This is a genomic window from Candidatus Rickettsia kotlanii, from assembly GCA_030295365.1.
Lineage (GTDB): Bacteria > Pseudomonadota > Alphaproteobacteria > Rickettsiales > Rickettsiaceae > Rickettsia > Rickettsia kotlanii.
Genome location: AP027062.1, coordinates 437,332 through 462,261, shown reverse-complemented (window position 1 = coordinate 462,261; position 24,930 = coordinate 437,332). Strand labels below are relative to the sequence as shown.

The following is a 24,930-nucleotide window of genomic DNA, read 5'->3' as shown; positions in this document are numbered from 1 at the left end:
ATTATTCTATAATTTCAGATTTATTAAAGAAAAATTCGATTTCTCTTTTCGCACTATTTTCACTATCTGAGCCATGAATACTATTAGCCTCAATTGATTCGCCTAAATCTTTTCTAATAGTGCCTGCTTCAGCTTCAGCAGGATTAGTTGCACCCATAACGGTGCGGTTTAAAGTTATAGCATCCTCCCCCTTAAGCACTTGAAGTACTACCGCTCCTGAAGTAATATATTCAACTAAGCTATTAAAAAACGGTCTTGCTCTATGCTCATCATAAAAACATGCAGCTTCATATTTAGTTAAAAATTTCATTTTCTGAGCTACTATTTTTAAACCGGCATTTTCTAAGTAAGTATTAACTTGCCCTATTTTATTCCTTTTGATAGCATCAGGCTTAATCATTGAAAAAGTATATTGTATTGTCATTTTGTAACCTATTATTATAATTATTAAATTTATTTTTTAGCTGAACGATTCCATATTAAAGTAAATAATCCTCCTCCTAAAAGAGCAGAAATACTGAAAAATATAAATACCCCATTCCAACCATAATTATCACTAATCCATCCTACGCCAACTCCCGCAATAGCCGCTCCTAAATAACCAAATAACCCTGATAATCCATTAGCCGTACCGACAGCCTGACGGGTACTAAAATCAGCAGCTGCTATACCTACAAGGAGCTGAGGTCCTGAAACAAAAAAGCCTATTAAAGAAAGAATTACTATACTTAATAATTCACTATGAATAGGAAGTTTCCAAAACAAGACTAACAATAAGCTAAGCAATACCATACATATGGATGCAACAGGACCTCGACGACCTTGAAATAGTTTATCAGATAAAACACCTGCTATTAATGCCCCTGGGATACCTATCATTTCATATAAACCGATTTGTAAGCCTGCATTTGCAAGACTTATATTACGTAAATCTTTTAAAAATGTTGGAGCCCAATAAATTACTCCGGAACGTATTATATAAACAAACATGTTTGCTAAACAAACATACCATATTAGCTTATTACAAAAGACCATTTTAAATAATTGTGGAGTTAATAGCTTCTCATAATCTCCTATAGCTTCAGGCGGATATTCTTTATATTCCTCTACGGTAGATAAACCTACTTCTCTTGGAGAATTACGAAGCCTATTATATAAAAAAAGCGATACTACACAAGCAACTACGCCTGGAATAAAAAAGGCAGCTCTCCAATCAAATTTATCGATTAAATAACCGCAGCTTATCATAGCAAGGGCCCCACCTATTTGATTAGAAGTTGCACCCATAGCCCATTTAGTTCCAAGTTCTTTTGAAACGAACCAGTGAGTAAGCATCTTTGTTGCAGGAGGCCAGCCCATAGATTGAAACCAGTTACTGGCTATCCATAAAATTCCTATAAGCCATAAAGAATCTGAAAAACCTATTAGCATAGTAATGATCCCAACAAATAAAAGACCCAAAACCATAAATATCCGAGCATTAACTTTATCGCTAATAAACCCGTTACACGCTTTACCAACTCCATACATAATAGATGAAGCAGTTAATATCCAGCCAATTTGTGTTTTAGTAACCCCAAAATATCCTCTTATAGCAGGAGTTGCTATATTAAAATTCTGACGACAAAAATAAAAAGTTGCGTAACCTATAATAATAGAATACAAAATCCTTACTCGCCAACTATTATATTTTTTTATATATGGCGATCTTGGAGTTTTAATTTTGGATCTTGTATTTGTCATATTATAAACTCTCCGACTATAAAAAAAGCAAGTTTCTAAGTCTAGCAGTAAATAAATTTTCATTAATAATTAAAGAGCTTTTTTGCTACAAATTATAAGATTTTTGAAGGAATATTATTCATATTTCACAAAAATCTTATAATTTGTAGCAAAAAAGCTCTTTAATTATTAATGAAAATTTATTTACTGCTAGACTTAGAAACTTATTTTTTTTACAATATTAAATTTTAACAAGTTCTATTTTTCAGTTTTATTTACCAAAACTTTATACTCTTTATTTAAACCTTTAACGGCATATATCCATAATATTACTATTACAAAGAATATAGAAGCAAAATAAGGAGTTGCCTCTACAAAACCAAATGCAGGGAATAAAATAAAGAATGTAGATTGAATAATAGCACCGCCTGATTTACCAAATCTTCCTCCGATAACTTCAACAGCCGCTTGCCCTTTTACTCGTAAATCCTTATCAAGCGGAATATACGCCATGTTTTTAGTGGCATCAAATAAAGAATATTTTACACCTTTACTTAAAACATTTTGAACCATACCGATCATAACAGCAAGTACTAAAGGACCTGAAGCAAGAATACCTGTTAAATGCATAGCAATAACACTATCAAAAAAGATAAATGCAAAAAATGCTGTACCGGTAACTAACATCATTAATGGGGTTATCATAGCTGCAGTTAGCCATGATACTTTCCTTAAAATATTACTACCTATAAGCATGAAAGCAATTGCAACCCAACCCTGATAAAATTGGAACTGACCCATATATATAGTATAAGCCTCTTTCGTCGGATATAATTCTTTTACTTTAGATTTCCAAACACCTTCAACTAAATTTACTGAAACACCGTAAGCAATAAGCAACAATGCAATATAACCTATATACTTAGAAGTAAAGATCATTTTAAAACTGTCTATTAATGACATTTTAGCTTTAGCTTTCTTTTCTTTTACTAATGCCGGGTCATAAAGTCTAGGATCGGTTAGAACGTTTTTATTCATCCATCTATATGTTAATATTACCAAAAAGCTACTTGTTATCATTATAACAAATAAAGGCACAAATTTTAGATGTTCTGCAACTATTTGAGTTTTTTCATGCAAGCAATATCCAATAATTACGGATGTTACAGGCAATGCTAAATTAGCAAGTAAACCAAACATTGAGTAAAAACGTTTAGCTTCATCGGTTTTAGTAATTTGGTTAGCAAATTGCCAAAATAATAAACTAAGCATCATTGTTCCCCAAAGTTCTGCCATAGTATAAAAAGATGCAAAACTCCATTTCCCAACTATTCTTATAAACCATTTAAAATTAGGATAAGCTAAACTCCAAGATTCTATGGTTTCAGGATCAGGATGAACTAAATCAGGGTAGGGATAAAGAACAAACGCAAATAATGCAAAATACCCTAAGAAAAATGAAGTAATAACATAAAACACGTTTTCTTGCTTTAAAATATCGCAGAGCTTAACATAAATTACCATAGCGATTACGGCAGAAGGTAGTACTATATATGTTTTTAAGAAACTTATTGCTTCTGCCCCTATATCCGTTACTACAAACCCATCTTTAATTGAACGAAGCGTTGAGTAGTTCAATAAAATACAGAACATCATAAACGCCATAGGAAGAAACTTCTTATTTTCATATCTTTCTATAGGCCAAATTACCTTGCTTAGTTCCGAGAGATAATTTTCACTTTTGGGAGTACTCATAAATTAAATTTTCCATTTATTTTGAAGATAAATATTATACTAGAATATGCTAGAAAAGTCAAACCTATTGATTTTTTCTCAAAAGAAATTAAATAAAATTTATTAACTCATAGGATGCGTAAAAGAAATATAACAATTTATTTATTTGATTTTAGTTTCTATCTATAATTTTCTATTTATAAATTATTATAATAAAATATATGTCCAAATTAAAAACAGCTCTATTATTAACTGCTATAATTTCTACAATAGGTTGTAAAAGTAATATGAAAAATGAAAACAATATTTCATTACCGCAATATGTAACTTTGAACATTCAAACCTTAAATAGTTCAGAGGATAAAACTATTAGAATAAAGGCAAAAACTTTAAATTTTCTGTTATCTTCAGAAGATTTACGTGATATATCTATATTAGAAAAGAAATATGATCAAGAAGAAAATTGTGCAGGACTTGCTGCACCGCAAATAGGCATATCAAAATGTATAATGTATAATAATATTTGCAGTACATGAAGATGCAGAGTTAAAAAAATGGCGTCCTGACCTTAAGGATACAATGCCTAAAACTATTTGGATTAATCCCTCATATAAACCGATAGGTATTGATAAACATGAAGATTACTAGGGATGCTTTTCTGTTGAAAATGCTACAGGACCTGTAGCAAGATTCAAGAAAATTCATTATCACACATATGATATAAATGGAAATCAAATTCAAGGTATCGCAGAAGGATTTTTAGCAAGAGTTATCCAGCATGAAATCAATTATCTAAACGGAAAAGTATTTTTTAGATTATATAGCTCCAAAAAAAATAATGACTAAAGGAGAATATTTAGAAATACGTAAAAAAGCAACTGAGCAGGAAAATGTAAAATCTTAGGGTTTTCTCAATCTTAAATATCACTCTAGCTAAAATTTGAGTATGTCATTCCCGCGGAAGCGGGAATCTAGAAAAAAGCGACATTATCCAAACTTTTAATATGAAAAATTAAATTACGGGACGCACGAGATGTTCGCCTAAAGCTTCATCTTCATTACCTGTTACATTATTTATAATTTTTCCGCCCATGAATAATGTAGAAGAACCGCCACCGTCTAAATTGATTGCCGATTCATATCCAAGGCTTAACATATAATCTGCAAGTTCTGTTTTAGTTAATCCTATCACAGTATCATTAACAAGGTGTTTTTCTAAAATTTTAAAAGCTTCAGGGATTGTTAATTTATCAACATTTCTCTTTCCGTAATATTGATCTTACTTGCACAAGCTTAAGGTCTTTTACATGTTGCTTATAAATATGCTCGACTACAACTAGTAGTACCGTCATTACACACTCCTAAGGCAGTACAAACATGAGCCGGATCATCTTGCTTTTGGATTACCTACAACATTTTTACCGTTTTAAAGCAGTGTTACTTAAATTTATAAGCTTACTGTCTTTATCGATAACTTCCAAATTTAACTTTACAGAATCATTTATATTTACTACCAGCCAACTTGTTTCTTGTGAAAAGGACAATATAAAGCCTTTCTGTGGAATTTGATTATCACCATGCTTACTTATTGCCGTAACAATAAAATTAGACCTATTCTGATCAATCAAAATTTCTTTGTTATAGTATACAGCGTTAATGTGGTAGACACCCAAACATCATTATAGAAAGTAATTCTTTTAGGTTTGAAAAATAATTAACTTGATTTGGAATAACAGATTTATTGCCTATTTCTACTAAAATTTTTGCACTAGCCTTGGTAATTTGAATATTGCCCTGATTCTATAATTAACAAATTTTGTAGTTATTTTCTAAGACTAAATAGCTTACCGTCAATCATTAAAGTAAGGCTTGGTCTGCCGTCATCACTACCGGCAATTTCAAAGAATCCAGCATTAATAGCAGCAGCTGCATTAGTGCGGTGTGCCATAACGTTTATTGTTTCTCTAGCCTATAACCTGATTATGAGTTTTAACTAGTTTTAACCCAAAATTCTTAGGATCAATAGTTAACACATGAATCACATGCTTATCTTTTTCATAACGATTATATGTTAAGCCTTTATATTCCTTTGCGTATATTTTAAAACTGATATTAAAGCAAGAAATAAGTAAACTAATCTAATCATATTGTTTTACTTTTTTTAACAATAAAATTTAACCATAATGCCTCTTTACTTGGAGAGAATTTCTTACTCTTTTCCGTCCATATTTTAACTATTTCAAAAATAAAATAAGGTTTTATTATATTTTTATGCATATTGTAAAAATCACAATCATCACGTTGTATAATAGAACTGTATCCGTAAGAAGCATAAAAAATGCCTTCTAGCTTTAATGCAGCATGAATTTTTTTACACATTGATTGTTTCATTATAGGGCACATGAAGGAGAGTTGCTTGAGCCCAAACACCATCAAACGACTCCTTAAAATCGATATCTTAAAAAGTGAAGTGCAGTACATCTATTCCGGTTACTTTTGTAGCTAATTTAACCATCTCGGTTGAACCGTCAAAAGCAGTAACTTGATATCTTTGACTTAAAAAATATTTTATATCACAACCAACTCTGCAACCTGCATCTAAAATATGAGCTTGTTCAGGTAAATAGCTAATAAATGCTTTATAGTTATCAGACAAATCTGCATTGATTGTTCTGTTATAAAACTCTTGAACGTTATTATTATAATATTGTATATTTTGCATAATTTTATATTTTTCCTAACTATTAGTGTATTTATACTCACCAAACAATAAAATACAAACAGCAAATACATATAATTTCTATTATATTATTAGACTTCTTTTCGAACTCGCTTATAGGGAGAAATTTCAAGGAAACACGGAACACAGCACCGCAGCGTATAAAAAAGTACGTGAGGATGCGAGTACTGGATTAACGTACCCCTAGAAGTAGAGTTCCAAAAGAAGTCTATTGACTATTAGACTTAAAAATGGTCTACTTATCCAGAATAAGACTTAAGGTTTTAATATGATAAAAAAAATAATATTTGGAATAGCGATTTTACTTAGTACAAGCTGCTTTGCCAATAGTACAACTTCTGACGACTCAAAAAAAGATACAGCAAAAACTAACGATGTTACAACACAAAAAATTATAGATGATTTTTCTGCTTACGCCGGTACTATAAAACCGGAAGTACGGGAGGAAATACAAAAATATAGAGTAGCAATAGTCAAGATTAATAAGAAGAAACGTGAACTATATAACAGCCTTTCCAAAGAGGCTCAAAATTTTTTAGCAGAGCAACAAAAATATAAACAAAAACTATCTATCTCTAAACTACCGGCAGAAAACGACCAAAAGAATAATACTACTGATTCTAATGATAATGAGAGCAAAGATATAAAATAAATTACTTTTCTTAGTCGTTATTGTACGGGTCAAAAATCGTCATTGCGAACAGCCGTAGGCTATGCAGCAATCTCATGAAATAATAACAAACTCCTGAGATTGCTACGCAATTTCCTCGCAATGATGGATAAACCTATCCATAAAACAACTCTGCTTTTAGTTAGGCATTTCATAAATCTGCTCTACTACACCATCAAGGCCCATTAAAAAAGTATAAACTTTTAATTGGGGGAATTTTTCTTTTATTATATCACGGGCCTTGTTTAAAATTGCTGCGTGTGCTGCCGTTTCTTTTTCCTTGGTATTTAGCTGTTCCTGACCTATAAGTGTTTTATAAGCTCCACATTCTCTATGATCAAGAAAAACAATTTGTTTTATGTTATGTAATTCTTGCAAAAGCTCAATAGTATCTTCTATTGTTTTTCCCCAATAAGTATATTTGTCGTTAACAAGAGCAAGCGATGCACCGGGCAGTGATACTTTATCAAAATTATCTTCTAATCCTAATTCCTTCATTAATTTATCTGTTTCGTCTATTAATCTAAAATCTACACAACTAATTAAAAGAGTAGAAGCTTCATTTAATGTTTTGAAATGTTCATTACTTACTTCTACCTTTACAACTTTCTTATTGGCAATTATATCATTGTTAGCAGCGTAAAGATTTAAACTAGACACCATAATAAACCCTAAAATTATATATTTTACATGTATCATAAAATTCTCCTATTTAAAAATATTTCTTACAGGCTTTAAAATAAGAATAACCTGTAATGATTGTTAAAAAAGCAGCAATCCATAAAATTATTTCCCCTACTATATTTAAATAAATAATTCCTGAACCTTTGGAGCCTAGTATCAATATCGATAAAGCAAACATTTGTAAAAACGTTTTTACCTTAGCGAGTCTCGATACAGGTACACTAACCTTTACTAGAGCTAAAAATTCCCGAAGACCGCTAACTAAAAATTCTCGTGCTAAAATTAATAAGCAAGGTATCTCATCTATATTATCTTTTTTTAGTAGCATGATAATAACGCAACCTACAAGTAGCTTATCTGCTATAGGGTCAAACATCTTGCCAAAACTTGTAACTAAATTATATTTTCTTGCAATATAACCGTCAAAAAAATCCGTAATACTAGCTAAAACAAATAATAATGCCCCAAGTTTACGTGCAAGTGAATTATTTATATAAAATACCAGTATAATAACTGGAATTACCATTATTCGAGCAATAGTTAGATAATTAGGTAAATTTTTATCTATTCTCATTAATTAAATTTATTAATATAATATTGTTGAATGATGGATAGAATATTATTCCAAGACCAATATATTAAAAGTCCCACAGGAAAACTACTAAACATAAATAAAAAAACTAGCGGCATAAATTTCATTACTTGAGCTTGCATCGGATCCGCAGGTTCAGGACTCATTTTTTGCTGTAAGAACATAGTAATAGCCATTAAAATAGGCCATGCTCCAATCATTAAAAATGATGGCGGCGAGAACGGTAATAAGCCGAATAAATTAAAAATAGTAGTAGGGTCAGGTGCAGATAAGTCTTTAATCCAACCGTAAAACGGTGCTTGCCGCATTTCAATAGTTACATACAATACTTTATAGATGGAGAAAAATACTGGAATTTGAACAAGTATAGGTAAACAACCAGCTACCGGATTTACTTTTTCTTTTTTATATAAAGCCATAATTTCTTGATTTAAACGTGCTTTATCATTACTGCATAAAATTTTTATCCTATCGATTTCCGGCTGTAAATTTTTCATTTTTTTCATCGAACGATAAGACTTATTGGCTAAAGTAAACATTAATAGCTTAATTATAACCGTAACAATTAATATACTAACACCGAAATTACCGACATAGCCATAGAAAAAATTCATGGCGTAGAAAACCGGCTTGGTAATTATATAGAACCAGCCAAAATCAATAGCTCTATCAAATAATTTAATATCATATTGCTTTTCATATTTATCAAGCAAGTCTACTTTTTTTGCTCCAGCAAAAATTCTGCTTTTAATTGAAAAATTTTCGCCGGGCTTTATTATTTGTATCGGTGAAATAAAATCTACCTGATATCTTTCAGCCCCTTGCGTAAGAGCATAATTAAAATTCGAGCTGTAATTACTTGATTTATCCGGAATCAAGGAAGATAACCAATATTTATCGGTAATTCCTATCCAGTCAACCTTACTTGCTGCAAATTTTTCACTTTTCTTATCTTTAATATCATCATAAGAATATTCTTTAAGATTCCCGTCTATACACCCGATAGGTCCTTGATGTAATATATTCACCGCTTTCTCTACAGCAATATATTTACGATTTATTAAACCGTAAGATCGCACAGGCAGTTCTTTATCACTATAATTAACGATAGTTTGCTCTATAGTAAACAAATAGTTTTCATCGATAGTAATAGTAACTAAAAATTTAACTCCGTCTTCATTAACCCAAAATAAATGAACAGGTTTTTCAGGGCTTAATATTTCACTATCACTATTCCATATAGTATCATTGTTAGGGAGTTTTACACTAGATAAATTACTAACTAAACCAACTTCAGCAAAATATGCATTTTCTGTATTAGCCGGTGAAAACAATCTCACTTCAGGACTATTTTTAGATAAATCTTGTTTATATTTCTTTAATATTAAATCATCAAACCTCAGTCCTTTTAATGAAATAGAACCGGTAAGTGATTCAGATTCTATTTTAATACGCTGTACTTGACTTTCTTCTTGAACAACAATACCAGTTGCAGGTGCGACTAAAGCTTTTAACTGTTGTTTCTTTAAATTTGCTGCTTTCTGCACTGCTATTTGTATTTGCTGTTGCTGTTTTTTTTGTTCAGGTTTTACAACAAAATACTGCCAACCAAAAATTATACTTAAAGACAGTATAATAGCGGCTATTAAATTAACTATATTATTATTCATTCCTAGGTCTTAAATTTTAATATTTTTAAAGCTTTAAGTTTTAAAGTATTTAGAGAAAATAATCAAGTAGTATATATACTTCTTTGCTTTCAAAAGTAGTGAATATCCAAGATGAAAAACAACTTTCATCTTGGATACAAATTTAATTTATTTTTACTACTTTTCATTTTACTTCAGATATATTATACCATTCCTACATTCTGAAATATTTTTAATTTAAATTCAGGAAGTATAGAAATGAAATGTTCAGAAATACTGTCCTGTATATTTTCATAACCTACTAAATTTACTTCTTTAACAAAGATATATATTTCTATAGGCAACCCAGTAATCGTAGGTTCAAGCTGTCTTACTAGAAAAGTAAACCCTTCGGTATAAACTGCCGGATTATTTTTTAGATATTCCTGAATATATAATTTGAATAGTTTAATGTTAGTTAAATCTTTCTCTTCTTTATCAAGAGTAATTTTATCTATTACATCCTTTGATATATAAGGAGATTTTTTTAGTGCTTTTAAAATAGTAGCATCACAGAAATTAATAGTTGCCATATTAATATTAAATACTCTCTTTACCCTTCTTGCTCCTGATTCACTAATACCTCTATAATTAGTTACGTTAGAATTTAAAATGCTGTAGGTAGGAACTGTGGAAATAGATTGGTCAAAATTCCTAATTGTTACTATGGAAATAGTAATTTTTTCAACTGTTCCTTCAATTTCGCCTATACGTACCCAGTCTCCAATATTAATAATTTCTTGAGTAGTTAGTTGCAAGCTTGCAAGTAATCCTAAAACGGTATCTTTGAAAACCAATGTTAAAAGAGCTGCGGCTGCACCTAAGCTTGTTAAGAATGTACTAAGCGAAATATTTAATATATATGAAATAGTTACCATTGCTGCAATAACTATGACAATAATTTTTAATATTTGAAAATATAAGCTAAGCGGTGCATTTTTTGTAACGGCTTTGATTCTATTGTGATACAGATCTGCAAAAGCATCTATAAGCGTTAATAATAACATCGTCACAGATATACCAGTATATAAGATTACTATAGTATCTTTGATTCCCAGTAATATATGTGCTTTAAAAGAAGTAGAATGAAAAATCTTTCCCCAACATACAAAGTAAAGTGCTAATAAAGTATGTAATAAATAACGAAATATAGGATATTTTTTTATCCTTTCATAATCATCATAATGATGTCTAGTTAAATAATTTTTTACAGGAATAAAAATTAATCTTTTAATTAGAAATATCACCGGTATAAGAAATACTAACATAACAAACAATAATACTAACTCAGTACTTGAGGTGTGATATAGATCCATTAAATATTGCATATTTTACCTATCATTATTATTATAAATATAAGTCTTTTTTATTCTTACTAAGAATTTTATTTTTATCAATAATTTTAACTCAAAAGAATTTGGTATTGCTAAGCAAATATAGATACTGTCATTGCGAAGCCACGAAGCAACTGCAGCAACCCATAAAAATAATAAAAAACTGAATTGCCTAGTCAATTACTTACGTAATTTTACTCAGACGTTAAATGAATTAAATAACTTATTTATCTATGACATTTCCTAATATTAATCCAATTATTTTCTCTATAGGTCCACTTGCTATCTCTTGGTATTCTCTTTCATATGTAATAGGAATTTTGCTAGGCTGGTTCTATGCAAATAAAATTATAGAAAAATTTAAGCCTCAAATTACCAAAAAAAATCTAGAAGATTTCATTACTTATGCCGTTATAGGCATAATAGTCGGAGGCAGACTAGGATTTGTTTTATTATATAACCCTTCTAGATATTTTTCAAATCCAATAGATATCTTAAAAACTTATGAAGGCGGGATGTCTTTCCATGGCGGAGCTTTAGGGGTGATTATTGCTGCTTATTTGTTTTGCCGAAAATATAAAATTAATTTTTTAAGTCTCACGGATATAATAGCCCCTGTAGTACCTATCGGATTATTTTTAGGTAGAATCGCTAATTTTATTAACGGCGAACTATACGGACGTATTACAAATTCTTCTTTTGGTATGATTTTTCCGAATAGCGATTTGATGCCAAGACATCCTAGTCAATTATATGAAGCTTTTTTTGAAGGTTTAGTATTATTTAGTATCTTAGCATATGTAACATTTAAGCACAAAACTTTTAAAAAGTGCGGTTTAAACTTAGGAATATTTTTAACATTTTACGGTCTGTTCCGAATCACTATTGAAATATTTAGAGAACCCGACATACAAATCGGGTTTATTTTAGATAGCTTGACTATGGGACAAATTTTATCTGTACCTATGTTACTTTTAGGAAGTTATTTAATATGTCAATCGAATCCAAAATAAGACAATTAATTGATCAAAACGGTTATATTACTTGCGATGTCCTCATGCAGGAGGTATTAAACTTAAATCCTACTTCCTATTATAAGCAAGTAAAATCATTGGCTAGCGAAGGTGACTTTGTTACAGCTCCTGAAATTTCACAGCTATTCGGTGAAATTATCGGCTTATGGTGTATCAGAGAGTGGCAAAGAATTGGCTGCCCAAAAAGTCTTAGTTTAGTAGAGCTTGGTCCTGGTCGAGGTCTATTAATGCGTGATTTACTACGTACTGCAAAACTAGTACCAGAATTTTATAAAGCTTTATCAATTGAACTAATAGAAATTAATAAAAATTTTATTGCTCATCAAAAGGCTAATTTACAAGATATTAATTTACCGATTAATCATCAATCATTTGTAGAAGATATACCAAAAAAGCCTACTATAATAATAGCTAACGAATTCTTTGATGCTATACCAATAAAGCAATATATTAAAGTCAAGGAATTATGGTATGAAAGAATATTTGTAGTGCAGCCGGTAGACAAAAGAATTAAATACGATAAAATAAGCGTTAATAAGCAATTACAAGAATATCTGCTGCATACTCATATTGAAGCAAAAGACGGGGCAGTACTTGAAGAATCTTATAAATCGATAGAAATTATAAAATTTATAGCGCAGCATCTAAAAAGACTAAGCGGCAGTAGTTTAATAATAGATTACGGCTATGATATAGCTCCGAATGGTAGAACTAGATATCAATATAATCAAACATTACAAGCGGTTAAAAACCATAAATATTGTCCCATCCTTGAAAATCTTGGAGAAGCTGATTTATCGGCACATGTGGATTTTTATGCATTAAAGACGGTAGCTAAAAACAGCAAAATAAACGTAATAGATACAATATCGCAACGAGATTTTTTAATAGAAAATGGAATCTTATTACGCAAACAAACATTGCAAGACAAGCTTAATGATAGACATCTTTCCAAATTCACTTATAGAGAGGAATTTAAAGGAGACACGAAACGCAGCACTGCAGCTTACACTTTAGTACATAAGGACGCGAATATCGGATCGACGTATAAATTACCTCTAGAAGTAGAGTTTAGAAATATGTCTGAGCAGGCACAAATAATAGAAAGACAGGTAGAAAGACTAATATCACCGAAAAAGATGGGAGAATTATTTAAAGTATTACAAATTATGAATTAATTTAGGTTTTGTGGATACTTCTAAAAAGATTTAATTTTGGCTATTTTTTGCTGCAAATTATAAGATTTTTTTGAAATATGAATAACTATTCCGGCAAAAATCTTATTAATTTTCGCTATAAAATACCTCAAAATAGCAAATCAATTAGAAATGTCCACAAAACCTAGGTTCTGAGTCTTGATTATAAATGGACAACTTAAGTCTCCTTCTTCACATTTCAGCATGGCTGCAAATTCTTTTATACGCTCTTCGGTTTTTCCTGTAAGACACATAAGCAGTATCATTGGATATACGGAATCGCCATAAACCCCAAAACTTTGAAATTCACAATCAGCATCTCGGTACTTAATCCATAAATTTTGGGATTTTTTAAGTAAATTAACTTGTTCTTGTTTGTCTGAAATATGTTCTAATATTTCTTGGTATATTTGATTTAGTTTCTTATCAACTTTCTTATATTTTCTACAGCGACACAATAATTCATGTCACCTTGCGTCATGGTATTATTACAATCAACAGAAAATAATTGCTTTTTTCATTATTTTATCATTTTTAAAAATTAATTAAGAATCACACACCGTGACGTTCTGCAATTAAACTTTTTATTTTACCGATAGCTTTAGCAGGATTTAAGCCTTTCGGGCAGGTCTTAGTACAGTTCATAATCGTATGACAACGGTAAAGCTTAAATGGGTCTTCTAAAGCTTCAAGACGTTCACCGGCACTATCATCCCTTGAATCGGCAATCCATCTATATGCTTGTAGTAAAATTGCAGGACCCAAATATTTATCACCATTCCACCAATAGCTAGGACAAGCAGTAGAACAGCAAGCACATAATATACACTCATATAAACCGTCAAGCTTTTCTCGGTCTTTAATCGACTGTAACCTTTCAAAGTTTGAAGGGGTAGGGCTATCAGTTTTGAGCCAAGGTTCTATAGATTCGTATTGTGCATAAAAATGCGACATATCAGGTACTAAATCTTTCACTACTTTCATATGAGGAAGCGGATAGATTTTGATATCGCCTGATATATCTTCTATTGGTTTTATGCATGCTAAAGTATTTGTACCATCAATATTCATTGCACAACTACCGCAAATTCCTTCCCGACAAGAACGCCTAAAAGTTAAAGTAGAATCGATTTCGTTTTTGATTTTAATTAAAGCATCTAAAACCATCGGTCCGGTTTTGCTTAAATCTATCTCAAAACTATCGATAGTAGGATTCTCATCAAGATCAGGGTCATACCTATAAATTTTTATCTTTCTAGGTTTAAGCATTTTCTCTTGTTCTTTATGCTCTCTACCTTTTTTTACTACTGAACTTGGCGGTAACCTTAACTCTGCCATTTAAGTACTCTCTTAAAATTTGTTTTTAGAACTATACAAAATAATTAGCTAATTAACAATCTTGCATACCTGTTACGTGGATGACATTAATGTCTCTAGGTTGCCATGCTACTTACAGTTACTTATAAGATATTGCCAGCGTGGATACCGATGTCATTCCCATAGAAGCAGAAATCCAGAAAAAATAGTCTTAGTATTAACAAAATAAACCTAAAAAACAAGTTTTTTGTAGGTTTTACTGCTTCCGCGGGAATGACATCAAGAGTATTTACTGGTCCACGCAACAATGCCTACTCACAATGACGATATTTATAGTTAGTAATCCATTATACGAAGATCAACTTCAAAAAGAGCTAAGAGTTCACAAGACGAGGAACATAGCGTATACTTCAATACGTGAGTACCGCAATACTTGTAGAACGACGTAGCCAATTTTTGAAGTTGATCGAGTATATTCCATTAAACATTAATATATACGTTTTTATCAACATCCTGTTAAAATATCATTAAGCAAAATCCTTTCATAAGACTCTTCTGGTTTTACATATTTGAGTGTATATTCACTGCTAAAATCTTTTCATACACAAACAAAAAATAAACCCTTTTTCTTCGTTTGCAGTACTCCAAACAATGAAACATTTAACACATTTCTATATACTTTATAGCCAACCTCATTTAATTTTTGGTCTATAGTTTCAATTACGCTGCCATTATTAATATTCAGAATATTTTTAACATTCTTAAGCAATAATACATATAGGGTTTATGATATTGTGCTATTCTGATCATTTCATACAAGAGTCTACATCTCCTATACCAAGCCTCTTATCTGAAATACTAAAAGATTGGCAAGGAAAACCGGCACATAAAATATCATGTTTAGAGATTTTGGTTTCTGATATTTCTGTAATATCACCGTATGGCTTATCACCGAAATGTCTTTTATATGCTTCTTGTACGTCTTTGTCTATATCAGAAAAAAAAAACACATTCAAGACCCTTTAAAGGGTTTTCTAAAACCACCAATACCACAAAATAAATCTATAAATTATACTACTAAACTTAGGAAGCGGAATTTTCTTTTTTAGCTTTAGTTGTTTTTGTTTTCTCAGGTGATTTTTCTTTATCTATTTTTATAGTAGATGAATCATTAAAAGGAAATTTATTCTCCTCTTCTGAATCTAAAGCTCTACCACTAAGTAAATTTTTAATTTGCTGACCGGACAATGTCTCATATTCAATTAAAGCATTTGCTAAGGTATGAAGTTGATCTATATGTTTTGTTAAAATATCTTTTGCAAATTCATATCCTTGCGTAATAATTCTTTTAACTTCAGCATCAATTAACTCTGCAGTAGCTTCCGAGGTTTCATTATTAGGTTGTCTACCATACATATCGTCACCACTTGAACCGTGAAATATCGGGCCTATTAAATCACTTAAACCTGCTTTTGTAACCATCGCTCTTGCAATATTAGTTGCACCTTTTATATCCGACGAAGCTCCTGAGGTAACTTTATTTCTACCAAAAATAATTTCCTCCGCTACTCTTCCTGCCATATAAACTGCTATAGATGATTCCATCTGTTCACGATTTTGAGAATATTCATCAGTTTCAGGAAGTCTTTGCACCATCCCAAGAGCATTACCACGCGGTATAATCGTAGCCTTATGAATAGGTGATGCTGCAGGACAATACAGTCCTACTAATGCATGTCCGCCTTCATGATATGCAGTCAACCTTTTTTCTTTCTCCGACATTGCAATAGAGCGACGTGCAACTCCCATCAGCACCTTATCTTTTGCCTCTTCCATGTCGTGCATATCTACTTCTTTCTTACCAAGCCTTGCAGCAATAAGAGCAGCTTCATTAACTAAGTTAGCAAGTTCAGCACCGGAAAAGCCCGGGGTACCGCGAGCAATAATTCGTGCTAGTACCGTACTATTATATTTAATTTTCTTTAAATGTACTTTTAGAATTTGCTCACGACCGTTTATATCAGGGTTTGCAACGGCAATTTGACGATCAAACCTACCGGGACGCAGTAATGCACGATCAAGAACATCAGGACGGTTTGTAGCTGCAATGATCACAACTCCCTCGTTTGCTTCAAATCCATCCATTTCGACTAACATTTGGTTTAAGGTTTGCTCACGTTCATCATTGCCGCCACCCATACCGATACCTCTATGACGACCTACCGCATCAATTTCATCGATAAAGATAATACAAGGAGCATTACGTTTACCCTGTTCAAACATATCACGCACACGGCTTGCACCGACACCTACAAACATTTCAACAAAATCAGAGCCGGATATGCTAAAAAACGGAACATTAGCCTCACCTGCAATTGCTTTAGCAAGAAGTGTCTTACCGGTTCCGGGAGGGCCTATAAGTAAGCAGCCTTTCGGTATTTTACCACCAAGCTTTTGGAACTTGCTTGGATCTCTTAAAAAATCTACTATTTCAGTTAATTCTTCTTTTGCTTCATCGATACCGGCTACATCTTTAAAGGTAATTTTTGGTCCTTTATCTGATAGCAACCTAGCTTTAGATTTTCCAAACCCCATGGCTTTCCCACCTCCATGCATTTGACGCATAAAAAAAACCCAAACACCTATCAATAAAAGCATAGGAAACCAAGAAATTAAAAAGCCTAAAAAGGTATTCATTCTTGTTTCAAGAGGCACTACTTCAATATTAATGTCATTGCTAGTAAGACGATTTACTAAATCAGGATAATCAGGAGCATAAGTGTGAAAAGTAGAGCCGTCATTTGAAGTACCTTCAATTACTCTACCCTGAATTTTTACCGAATTAACGGTCTTTTCATCAACTCGTGTTAAAAAATCCGAGAAAGTTATATTATTTCTTCCGCCAAGTAAACCGTCAGATTGGAACACATTAAAAAGTAATATTACAAAAATAAAAAGTGCTGCCCAAGCTAAAATACTTCTACCTTGATTATTCATCGATATAAAACCTAATAAAAATTTTTATTGGTATAAGAGAGGTCTGTAAATAAATTTTAATTAGTAGTTAAAATTTATTTACAGATAACCTCTTAAATACCGGTGTTAGCAAAAATGGGTGAAACGAGATACAAAATTTGGAGAAAAAGATACTTCAAAGTTCCACATGTCATTATCATAATATGATATATGTGGTATTGCTATAACTTTTTCAAGTATTTTAATGATAGGTAAGGTCAATAAAACTGCATTGTGGTTTTTGCAGGATAGATTTTTCAAAGGTTCTAAATCTAATTGTTTCTTTATTATTTTATAATCTTCTAACGATAGATGAGTTACAAAACAATTTGGAGTTTCTTGATTTTTTGTGATACAAAATCTATTATCCCAAATAACAGATTTATCTAGTAATATTTTACTCTCAGGTAATTTTTTGCCGAATTCCCTGTATATAAGTAACTCGTTTTGTATACGCTTAATTATACAGCCATGAAGTGTATTCTTAAAGTTTACGTCTTGAGTAATTAATTTCAAAATAGGTTCTACCGAATAAAAACGAGCTGCTCTAGATTGTCCACTAATTATTATCAGTAAAAAATTAATTATTTGTACTTTCACCTCATTTGAAAACTTATCAAATTTAACTAAATCAAGAAAAGCAAAGCCATATTCAAAAATCTTGACCGCTTCAGCTATCGCCGATATTAATTCAGGCTTAAACTCGTTTTCTATAAGTTTGTTGATTTTAAGTTGTTGTGAGATTATTGCGGCTTTAGACATCTTTCCAAACTTCACTGTTAGAGGTAATTTAGACACCGTTCCGGTACTTGCATCCTCACATGGCATTGTTGCGTGGATCAATTTTACCTCTGTCAAGCCACGGCGGGGTGACACAGTGAGTTTTACCAGTCCACGCAACAATGCCTCCTCACCTACGCTTATGTACGCTGCGGTGCTGTGTTCCGTGTCTCCTTTAAATTCCTCTCTATAAGCTGGTTTGGAAAGATGTCTAATATAATCTGTACCTTTAGCTAATTTTTGCCTAATAACATTTCGTCTATATTTATCAGATGAATTTGACTCATCTTCAAACCATTTTATATTATGACTGACTAAATATTCTACTAATTCACTTTTTGGAATATTATATAGCGGTCTAATTATTTGTATATTATTATACCAATTGATATTACTGCTACTAAGTCCAAATATACCGCTATTACGTTCTAATCTTAAACAAAAATTTTCTACGTAATCATCTTCATGGTGAGCAGTTAAAAGTACTAATATATCGAGTTCTAGACATAGATTTGTCATCAAATCATAGCGTCCTTCTCTTGCTCTTTCTTGTAAATTGGAAAAATTATTTTGATGGTCAAAAGATAAACTATAATGCTTGCGATTTAGACTATTACTGATACTTTGGATATAATGGGTCTCTTGCTTCGACTGTTCCCGTAAGTTATGATCAACCGATATAACAAATAATTCTATATTATTTTTTTCTGCCCAAATATTAGCAAGATAAAGAAGTGCTACCGAATCGCTCCCACCAGATACTGCAATCGATATTTTAGATAAGCCAAAATTACCTATTAGATTATTGATATTATACTCAAATTTTTCATATAGCATGGTTGAAAAATGTTAGTATTGTAAAGTGTTTGGATATTGTGGTCAAACGTAGTAGTATGTCATTTCCCCACGTAGGTGGGACGTTGTTGCATGGCTCCTATGTCATTCCTGCGAAAGCAGGGATTTAGAAGAAAGTATAAATACAGCAAATTTTTAAAATTAAAAGTTCGCTTTATGCTGGATACCCGCCTACGCGGGAATAACATCGAGCAAATTTCTCAATCCATACAATAATGCCCTGCTTTTGCAATGGTAACAAAAAACCATACAATTAGATGAGAAAGAAAATTTATGCTGACTCAGCTAAATCCTCTGAAGTTTCAGTCTTTTGTTCACGTAAATAATCTTGGGCTTCTGATTCTGATCTTGCAACAACAACTGTAACTACAGCATTAAGCTCTGCATGGAGTCTTATTTCAACTGTATAAACTCCGGTAGATTTAATTTGTTTATCAAGAATAATATTTGAATGAGAAATACTATAAGATACATTTTCAGATAATTTATCGGCTATTTCTTTATTAGTAACCGAACCGAAAAGTTTACCGTCATCTAATGTTTGACGGATAAAAACTAATTTTTGATCCTTAATAAGAGCATTAATTTTTTCTACTTTTTCTCTTATTTGCTTATCTTTTGCTTCAAATTCGTGTTTTTGTTTAACTATTAGCTCTTTATTAGGCTCAGTAGCTCTAATAGCTAATCTTTGCGGTAAAAGATAATTACGACCAAACCCGTCTGCTACTTTGAGTATGTCGCCAATTTTACCTAATTTTCTTACGGGCTTTATTAATATAATTTCCATGTATTATGCCTTTATTTAGCTTGAAATACAAAAGGTAACAACGCTAAAATTCTTGCAATTTTAATAGCATTATTTAGCTTTCTTTGTTTCTTTGCACAAACATTTGTGATCCTGCTTGGTAACATTCTACCACCTTCAGAGACAAATTTTATTAAAAGCTCAGGATTTTTATAATCAATAACAGGTGCATTAGGCACAGAAAGAGGGCATCCTTTACGTCTTCTAAAAAATACTTTTTTAGCAGTTTTATCTCCCACCTTACGAGCAGCTGTTTCACCAGCATTATTACTTTTTAACATTCTTTAACCTTAATGCTTACAAATTTAATTATTAATCGTTACGTCAATTACCGGAGTATCCTCTCTACCTTGATTTCTTAATATCGGTGAAGGTTCACTACTAATTGAAGCTGCTTGAATTGTAAGAAATCTAATAACATTTTCGTTAAGCTTCATTTTTCTTTCTAGCTCTTCTTTTACATTACCAGTAATATCTAGACCTAAAAAATAATAATGTCCTTTTTTGTTATTACCGATTTTGTAAGCTAAAGTTCTTAACCCCCAATATTCTTTTTTTACGATAGTGCCATTATTATCTTTAATAATTTTAGCAAAATCATCAACAATTTTATCTATATCGTTTAATGATACGTCTTGGCGTAGAATAAAAACTGATTCATAAAAGCTCATGATATATAAGAATCTCCAACAAACAAACTTTAAAATAAAGCTATTTATAGCAACTAAAACTATTAAATTCAAGTATTATCTTTAAAAAATTATTATTTCTTTGTTTCTTTTTATAAAAAGTTTGCTATAAACCCTAATAAATTAGAAATTATTACAAAAATTTTTAATTATTTACTAAAAATTAATGAAGATTAATTCAGTATTTGATAAGCTATTACCTGAAGTTTTAATTATAGAAGCAAAAAATAAAAAAGTGTTAATATTTCTTTAAGGAATGATATAGAGCAGGATTTAATATAATGAGGGCTGCAACTCTAGAAAAAGCATTAACTTATTTTTTTAGTCAGCCGCTTGCTATCATGATTATTAGTGCAGAATTACAAAAAAATCCTTTAATAACAATAAATAAAATAACGTTTAATAGAACATAGACGATAACGTGCTTTTATAAGCCCTTCTTATCTGAGCAAACAGTAGGTACTTTAAAGAGCTTATTGAGACGTTCTAAGTCAGTTATATAAGATAATATTATTAAATTTAAGAATCTAAATATTGATTTAAATACTGAAGTATACAAAGACGGACTGAATATTCGTCTAGGTCCTACTGAGTTTAAAATTGTACGACTTTTTTTCAGGTTCCAAATGAAGTATTTTCGTGTCAAGAAATAATAAAATGTTTATGGGAAAGCGAAGAGATCTTTAATGAATGTCTCATAGATGTTCATATCAAATAGGATTAGAGAGACCTTAGGAAAAGACAATTTAATTATTACAACCGTTCATTTTATCGATTATTGTCTAAATAAGGATAACTAGAATTTTATTGTCAAAATTTTCTTTGTATTTATGCATTAAGTATGTTAATATATTAATGTATAATATGATTAAGATTTTATTCGTTGCTAATTATATATATTTATATTTTATAACTAAAAACTGTAAATTTTATGTTAAGTAAACTAAATAAGCCCGCTTTATTTGCTTTAATATTTTATCCTATTTTTATTATATCTCTTGTAGTTAAATATTCGTTTGATTATGGAATAGGGCTAACTGAAGTTATTTTTATAATTGCTAGTTATTATGTTAATAATATTACCGTTGGGATCGGTTTACATAGGTTATGGTCTCATAATGCCTATAAAATAAATAAATATGCCGAGTTTGTCTTAATTATGCTGTCTGCAGGAACATTACAAGGACCAGCTTTATCTTGGGCATCGAATCATTATAAACATCATAGATATACGGATCAAGACCAAGATCCACATACTCCTTTAAAATTTGATAATAAATTTTTAGGCTTTATTTGGTCTCATATAGGATGGATGCTGGTCGGGAGCGGTAGCTATAAGTCTATTGATCGCATTACTTGGGCTAAGCACGGGAAAAACAATTTATTAAAATGGCAGCTAAGATATTATTGGCAAATAGCAGCTTTTATGAATATTGTCGTGCCTTTATTTATCGGTTACTTAGTCGGCGGTACTATACAATCGGCATATGCAGGGTTTTTATTTATGGGGCTCGGTAGATTCCTACAACAGCAAGCAACCTTCTGCGTTAATTCTTTATGCCACTTTGCCGGTAGTAAAAAATATTATAAAGGCACTGCCGGAGACATTTGGTGGATGGCATTATTCTTACTCGGTGAAAATTGGCATAATTACCATCATGCTTTTCCTTCAGATTATCGTAACGGTACAAAATGGTATCATTTTGATGTTCACAAATGGATAATATTTCTAATGAGTAAAATCGGTTTAGCTTCAGAACTTGAACGTACTACAAAAATACGTATACAGGCAAAAATGCAAGAAACTTTAAGCTATCTTAGTGAACAAGAAAAGCAAAAATTGACTTTAATGCAAACTAAAATAGATCATTTATTAGAAAATCTATGCTTAAAAATTAAAGAGCTTGAAGAATCATCTATTACTATTAAAGAACAATTTAAAAAATCTTTTGTAGAAATACAAGAATCACTTAAAAAGTTAGCGGAGCAAGTAAGTTCTGCAACGCAAATAACAGAAAAACCTTCGGAAAAACTATTAAAAATAGTTAATAAAAAAATTATTGATGCCGAACAATCTATTTATAAGCTGTATAATCAATTAAATACCTTAAAGGTATCTCATTAGACTTTATTAAATAAAGATAGGTATCGTAATTGCAGTCAGGTTTTGGTGTTGCTCACAATGACGCAAACTATCATTTTTTACTTAACAACACCTCTAATTAGTTTCAATTTGAATGATAAAAATTTTAGGTATAGAATCAAGCTGTGATGATACAGCTGTTTCTATAATCACCGAAAATCGAGAAATCTTATCTAATATAATCATTTCACAACATACAGAACATGCAGCTTTTGGAGGGGTAGTACCTGAAATTGCTGCACGTTCTCACTTATCCCATCTAGATAAAGCATTAAAAAATGTTTTAAAAGAAAGCAACACTAAATTAACGGACATTAGTACAATTGCTGCAACTTCTGGTCCAGGTTTAATTGGTGGTGTTATAGTTGGCTCAATGTTTGCAAGATCACTAAGCAGTGCTTTTAAAAAACCCTTTATTGCAATTAATCATTTAGAAGGTCATGCTTTAACTGCAAGACTAACCGATAATATTCCTTATCCTTATTTACTCTTGTTAGCTTCGGGCGGACATTGCCAATTTGTAGCAGTTTTAGGTCTTGGAAAATATAAAATACTAGGATCTACTATAGATGATGCCGTAGGCGAAGCCTTTGACAAGATAGCCACAATGCTAAACTTAGCTTTTCCCGGAGGACCCGAAATTGAGAAAAGAGCAAAACTTGGTGATCCTCATAAATATAAATTTCCAAAACCTATAATTAACAGTGGTAATTGCAATATGTCCTTTTCAGGGCTTAAAACTGCCGTGCGTACTTTAATAATGAATTTAAAGGAAATTAATGATACTATAATCAATGATATAGCGGCAAGTTTTCAATTTACTATAGGAGAAATTCTAAGTAGTAAGGTACAAGATGCTATTAGAGCATATGAACAAATAACAAATAATTTTGATAAGAAGAATATAGTTATTGCCGGCGGTGTCGCTGCTAATAAATATTTACAAGAAATATTAAGTAGTTGTGCTAAAACATATGGTTATCGGCTTATTTATCCACCTATCCACTTATGCACCGATAATGCTGCAATGATTGCATATGCAGGACTTGAGCGTTACAATAATAAGTTATTTACTCCTTTGAATTTCTGTCCAAAAGCTAGGTGGAGTTTAGAGGATATTAGTAATTAAAATTTATTTACTGATATCCTCTAAGAAGAAATATAATTTTTTAATATTGACACTTCTTAATTTAGTAGTATGATATGTAGTTACCATAAAATATGGCAATCACATATATAAAAAAGAGGTAAGTTTATGAGGAATAGCAATTATGGAAACATATACAAAGCATTTAATTGTTTTTCAGAAGCAACCAATTCTGCCTATTCAGCCGTAAATACTTTTTTAGCACTACCTAATGTATTTAATAAGTATTCTACTGTTATTTCTTTAATTTTTTCTAAAACAGCAAAATTAGACTCTAATATAACCAATATAATTAAAAACGGTGTTATTATATATGAGATATCAACAACTTTAATAGGGGCCGTAAATACTTTTTATAAAGATAAAAAACTAGTCGATAAAATATTAAAAGATGGACAGAATGCCATTGATAAGCTTATTGAAACAACAACCTATTTATCACCAATAGTTACAGATATTACAAATTCTTACTTAGTTGATCCGTATAAAGAAGAAAAAATACTATTATTTGACTTACAAGTTCCTAACTCTACTAGTACTGATGATTATAAATTATCAGGTGCTGAAAGTATAACATTAGCTGAAATTGAATGTTATTAATACTAATTAATAGAATTTTTTTATTACTTTTTCTAGATGACCATACTCCTTTTAGTTGTGGTCTTGTTGCATTGCTCGTTTTATGTCATGCCCACTTCTGCAGGAATGACATCAAACGCATTTTTTGAGCCATGCAACAAATCTTTTAATAGCCCGCAATGATAAAATCAATAATTATTAGACAG

26 protein-coding genes and 4 pseudogenes are annotated in these 24,930 nt (G+C 31.1%); 9 read left to right on the top strand and 21 right to left on the bottom strand.

Annotated elements, in window-relative coordinates:
* Position 1 precedes the first annotated feature (1 nt).
* The 3 genes from ndk to tlc1 all read right to left on the bottom strand — a co-directional run bounded on the left by ndk (position 2) and on the right by tlc1 (position 3,477).
* A complete protein-coding gene (gene ndk, locus QUD19_RS02640) occupies positions 2-424 on the bottom strand; it encodes a nucleoside-diphosphate kinase (RefSeq protein ID WP_010976767.1) in 423 nt (140 codons plus the stop codon).
* Between the two features lie 29 nt (positions 425-453).
* Entirely contained in the window at positions 454-1,743 is a 1,290-nt protein-coding gene (locus QUD19_RS02635) for an MFS transporter (protein ID WP_498808518.1), read from the bottom strand.
* A 237-nt stretch (positions 1,744-1,980) separates the two neighbouring features.
* Positions 1,981-3,477, bottom strand: a complete 1,497-nt coding sequence (gene tlc1 / locus QUD19_RS02630; RefSeq protein WP_498808516.1) for an ATP/ADP exchange transporter Tlc1 — start codon at positions 3,475-3,477, stop codon at positions 1,981-1,983.
* Between the two features lie 200 nt (positions 3,478-3,677).
* Between tlc1 and QUD19_RS02625 the strand changes: the two are divergent.
* Positions 3,678-4,360 (top strand): annotated as a pseudogene (locus tag QUD19_RS02625) (peptide deformylase).
* Positions 4,361-4,561: 201 nt separating this feature from the next.
* Here the strand turns inward: QUD19_RS02625 and QUD19_RS02620 are convergent.
* The 5 genes and pseudogenes from QUD19_RS02620 to QUD19_RS02600 all read right to left on the bottom strand — a co-directional run.
* Positions 4,562-4,612 (bottom strand): annotated as a pseudogene (locus QUD19_RS02620) (phosphodiester glycosidase family protein); the annotation flags it as partial.
* 262 nt (positions 4,613-4,874) lie between these two features.
* Positions 4,875-5,084, bottom strand: a complete 210-nt coding sequence (locus QUD19_RS02615) for a hypothetical protein (protein ID WP_498808515.1) — start codon at positions 5,082-5,084, stop codon at positions 4,875-4,877.
* Positions 5,085-5,278: 194 nt separating this feature from the next.
* The gene (locus tag QUD19_RS02610) at positions 5,279-5,404 is read right to left on the bottom strand and encodes a hypothetical protein (RefSeq protein WP_498808513.1); all 126 of its coding nucleotides are present in this window, start codon (positions 5,402-5,404) and stop codon (positions 5,279-5,281) included.
* 194 nt (positions 5,405-5,598) lie between these two features.
* Positions 5,599-5,835 carry a hypothetical protein gene (locus tag QUD19_RS02605; RefSeq protein ID WP_498808512.1) on the bottom strand — a complete coding sequence of 79 codons (237 nt, stop codon included), beginning with the start codon at positions 5,833-5,835 and terminating at the stop codon, positions 5,599-5,601.
* A 79-nt stretch (positions 5,836-5,914) separates the two neighbouring features.
* Positions 5,915-6,178, bottom strand: a complete 264-nt coding sequence (locus tag QUD19_RS02600) for a class I SAM-dependent methyltransferase (RefSeq protein WP_498808511.1) — start codon at positions 6,176-6,178, stop codon at positions 5,915-5,917.
* 97 nt (positions 6,179-6,275) lie between these two features.
* Between QUD19_RS02600 and QUD19_RS02595 the strand changes: the two are divergent.
* Both QUD19_RS02595 and QUD19_RS02590 read left to right on the top strand, forming a co-directional pair.
* A pseudogene (locus tag QUD19_RS02595) lies at positions 6,276-6,412 on the top strand (palindromic element RPE1 domain-containing protein); the annotation flags it as partial.
* 52 nt (positions 6,413-6,464) lie between these two features.
* A complete protein-coding gene (locus tag QUD19_RS02590; RefSeq protein ID WP_498808509.1) occupies positions 6,465-6,848 on the top strand; it encodes a hypothetical protein in 384 nt (127 codons plus the stop codon).
* 156 nt (positions 6,849-7,004) lie between these two features.
* Here QUD19_RS02590 and QUD19_RS02585 read toward each other — a convergent pair whose 3' ends face one another.
* The 4 genes from QUD19_RS02585 to QUD19_RS02570 form a co-directional block, all read right to left on the bottom strand.
* Positions 7,005-7,565, bottom strand: coding sequence for a carbonic anhydrase (locus tag QUD19_RS02585; protein WP_498808508.1), 561 nt, complete (start codon positions 7,563-7,565; stop codon positions 7,005-7,007).
* Between the two features lie 13 nt (positions 7,566-7,578).
* Entirely contained in the window at positions 7,579-8,124 is a 546-nt protein-coding gene (gene pgsA / locus QUD19_RS02580; protein ID WP_498808507.1) for a CDP-diacylglycerol--glycerol-3-phosphate 3-phosphatidyltransferase, read from the bottom strand.
* A complete protein-coding gene (gene yidC / locus QUD19_RS02575) occupies positions 8,124-9,812 on the bottom strand; it encodes a membrane protein insertase YidC (RefSeq protein ID WP_498808506.1) in 1,689 nt (562 codons plus the stop codon). Before yidC ends, pgsA begins: the two co-directional genes overlap by 1 nt.
* A gap of 182 nt (positions 9,813-9,994) precedes the next feature.
* Positions 9,995-11,158, bottom strand: coding sequence for a mechanosensitive ion channel domain-containing protein (locus tag QUD19_RS02570; RefSeq protein WP_498808505.1), 1,164 nt, complete (start codon positions 11,156-11,158; stop codon positions 9,995-9,997).
* 239 nt (positions 11,159-11,397) lie between these two features.
* Between QUD19_RS02570 and lgt the strand changes: the two genes are divergently transcribed.
* Both lgt and QUD19_RS02560 read left to right on the top strand, forming a co-directional pair.
* Positions 11,398-12,177 (top strand): prolipoprotein diacylglyceryl transferase, encoded by a 780-nt coding sequence (lgt, locus tag QUD19_RS02565; RefSeq protein ID WP_498808504.1) that lies wholly within the window; start codon positions 11,398-11,400, stop codon positions 12,175-12,177.
* Positions 12,156-13,376 carry an SAM-dependent methyltransferase gene (locus QUD19_RS02560; protein ID WP_498808503.1) on the top strand — a complete coding sequence of 407 codons (1,221 nt, stop codon included), beginning with the start codon at positions 12,156-12,158 and terminating at the stop codon, positions 13,374-13,376. Before lgt ends, QUD19_RS02560 begins: the two co-directional genes overlap by 22 nt.
* A gap of 140 nt (positions 13,377-13,516) precedes the next feature.
* On the opposite strand, the pseudogene QUD19_RS02555 reads toward QUD19_RS02560, so the two are convergent.
* The 9 genes and pseudogenes from QUD19_RS02555 to rpsF all read right to left on the bottom strand — a co-directional run bounded on the left by QUD19_RS02555 (position 13,517) and on the right by rpsF (position 20,837).
* A pseudogene (locus QUD19_RS02555) lies at positions 13,517-13,875 on the bottom strand (lysozyme inhibitor LprI family protein).
* Positions 13,876-13,946: 71 nt separating this feature from the next.
* Positions 13,947-14,732 carry a succinate dehydrogenase iron-sulfur subunit gene (locus tag QUD19_RS02550; protein ID WP_498808502.1) on the bottom strand — a complete coding sequence of 262 codons (786 nt, stop codon included), beginning with the start codon at positions 14,730-14,732 and terminating at the stop codon, positions 13,947-13,949.
* Positions 14,733-15,309: 577 nt separating this feature from the next.
* Complete coding sequence (locus QUD19_RS02545) at positions 15,310-15,480, bottom strand: DNA cytosine methyltransferase (protein WP_498808501.1); 171 nt, start codon at positions 15,478-15,480, stop codon at positions 15,310-15,312.
* 37 nt (positions 15,481-15,517) lie between these two features.
* Positions 15,518-15,721 (bottom strand): DNA cytosine methyltransferase, encoded by a 204-nt coding sequence (locus QUD19_RS02540; RefSeq protein ID WP_498808500.1) that lies wholly within the window; start codon positions 15,719-15,721, stop codon positions 15,518-15,520.
* Positions 15,722-15,794: 73 nt separating this feature from the next.
* On the bottom strand, positions 15,795-17,708 hold the full coding sequence (gene ftsH / locus QUD19_RS02535; protein ID WP_498808499.1) for an ATP-dependent zinc metalloprotease FtsH: 1,914 nt from the start codon (positions 17,706-17,708) through the stop codon (positions 15,795-15,797).
* Between the two features lie 105 nt (positions 17,709-17,813).
* Positions 17,814-19,343 carry a tRNA lysidine(34) synthetase TilS gene (tilS, locus tag QUD19_RS02530; RefSeq protein WP_498808498.1) on the bottom strand — a complete coding sequence of 510 codons (1,530 nt, stop codon included), beginning with the start codon at positions 19,341-19,343 and terminating at the stop codon, positions 17,814-17,816.
* Positions 19,344-19,632: 289 nt separating this feature from the next.
* Positions 19,633-20,148: a 50S ribosomal protein L9 gene (gene rplI, locus QUD19_RS02525; RefSeq protein ID WP_498808497.1), complete on the bottom strand. Its 516-nt coding sequence runs from the start codon at positions 20,146-20,148 to the stop codon at positions 19,633-19,635.
* A gap of 11 nt (positions 20,149-20,159) precedes the next feature.
* Complete coding sequence (gene rpsR / locus QUD19_RS02520) at positions 20,160-20,447, bottom strand: 30S ribosomal protein S18 (RefSeq protein WP_498808496.1); 288 nt, start codon at positions 20,445-20,447, stop codon at positions 20,160-20,162.
* Positions 20,448-20,471: 24 nt separating this feature from the next.
* Positions 20,472-20,837, bottom strand: coding sequence for a 30S ribosomal protein S6 (gene rpsF / locus QUD19_RS02515; protein WP_498808495.1), 366 nt, complete (start codon positions 20,835-20,837; stop codon positions 20,472-20,474).
* Positions 20,838-21,136: 299 nt separating this feature from the next.
* Here rpsF and QUD19_RS02510 point away from each other — a divergent pair, with 299 nt between their 5' ends.
* The 4 genes from QUD19_RS02510 to QUD19_RS02495 all read left to right on the top strand — a co-directional run bounded on the left by QUD19_RS02510 (position 21,137) and on the right by QUD19_RS02495 (position 24,745).
* Positions 21,137-21,268 carry a hypothetical protein gene (locus QUD19_RS02510; RefSeq protein WP_498808494.1) on the top strand — a complete coding sequence of 44 codons (132 nt, stop codon included), beginning with the start codon at positions 21,137-21,139 and terminating at the stop codon, positions 21,266-21,268.
* A gap of 518 nt (positions 21,269-21,786) precedes the next feature.
* Complete coding sequence (locus tag QUD19_RS02505; RefSeq protein ID WP_498808493.1) at positions 21,787-22,980, top strand: fatty acid desaturase; 1,194 nt, start codon at positions 21,787-21,789, stop codon at positions 22,978-22,980.
* Positions 22,981-23,092: 112 nt separating this feature from the next.
* Positions 23,093-24,127, top strand: a complete 1,035-nt coding sequence (gene tsaD, locus QUD19_RS02500) for a tRNA (adenosine(37)-N6)-threonylcarbamoyltransferase complex transferase subunit TsaD (protein ID WP_498808492.1) — start codon at positions 23,093-23,095, stop codon at positions 24,125-24,127.
* 126 nt (positions 24,128-24,253) lie between these two features.
* Complete coding sequence (locus QUD19_RS02495; protein ID WP_498808491.1) at positions 24,254-24,745, top strand: DUF5424 family protein; 492 nt, start codon at positions 24,254-24,256, stop codon at positions 24,743-24,745.
* The last annotated feature ends 185 nt before the right edge of the window (positions 24,746-24,930 follow it).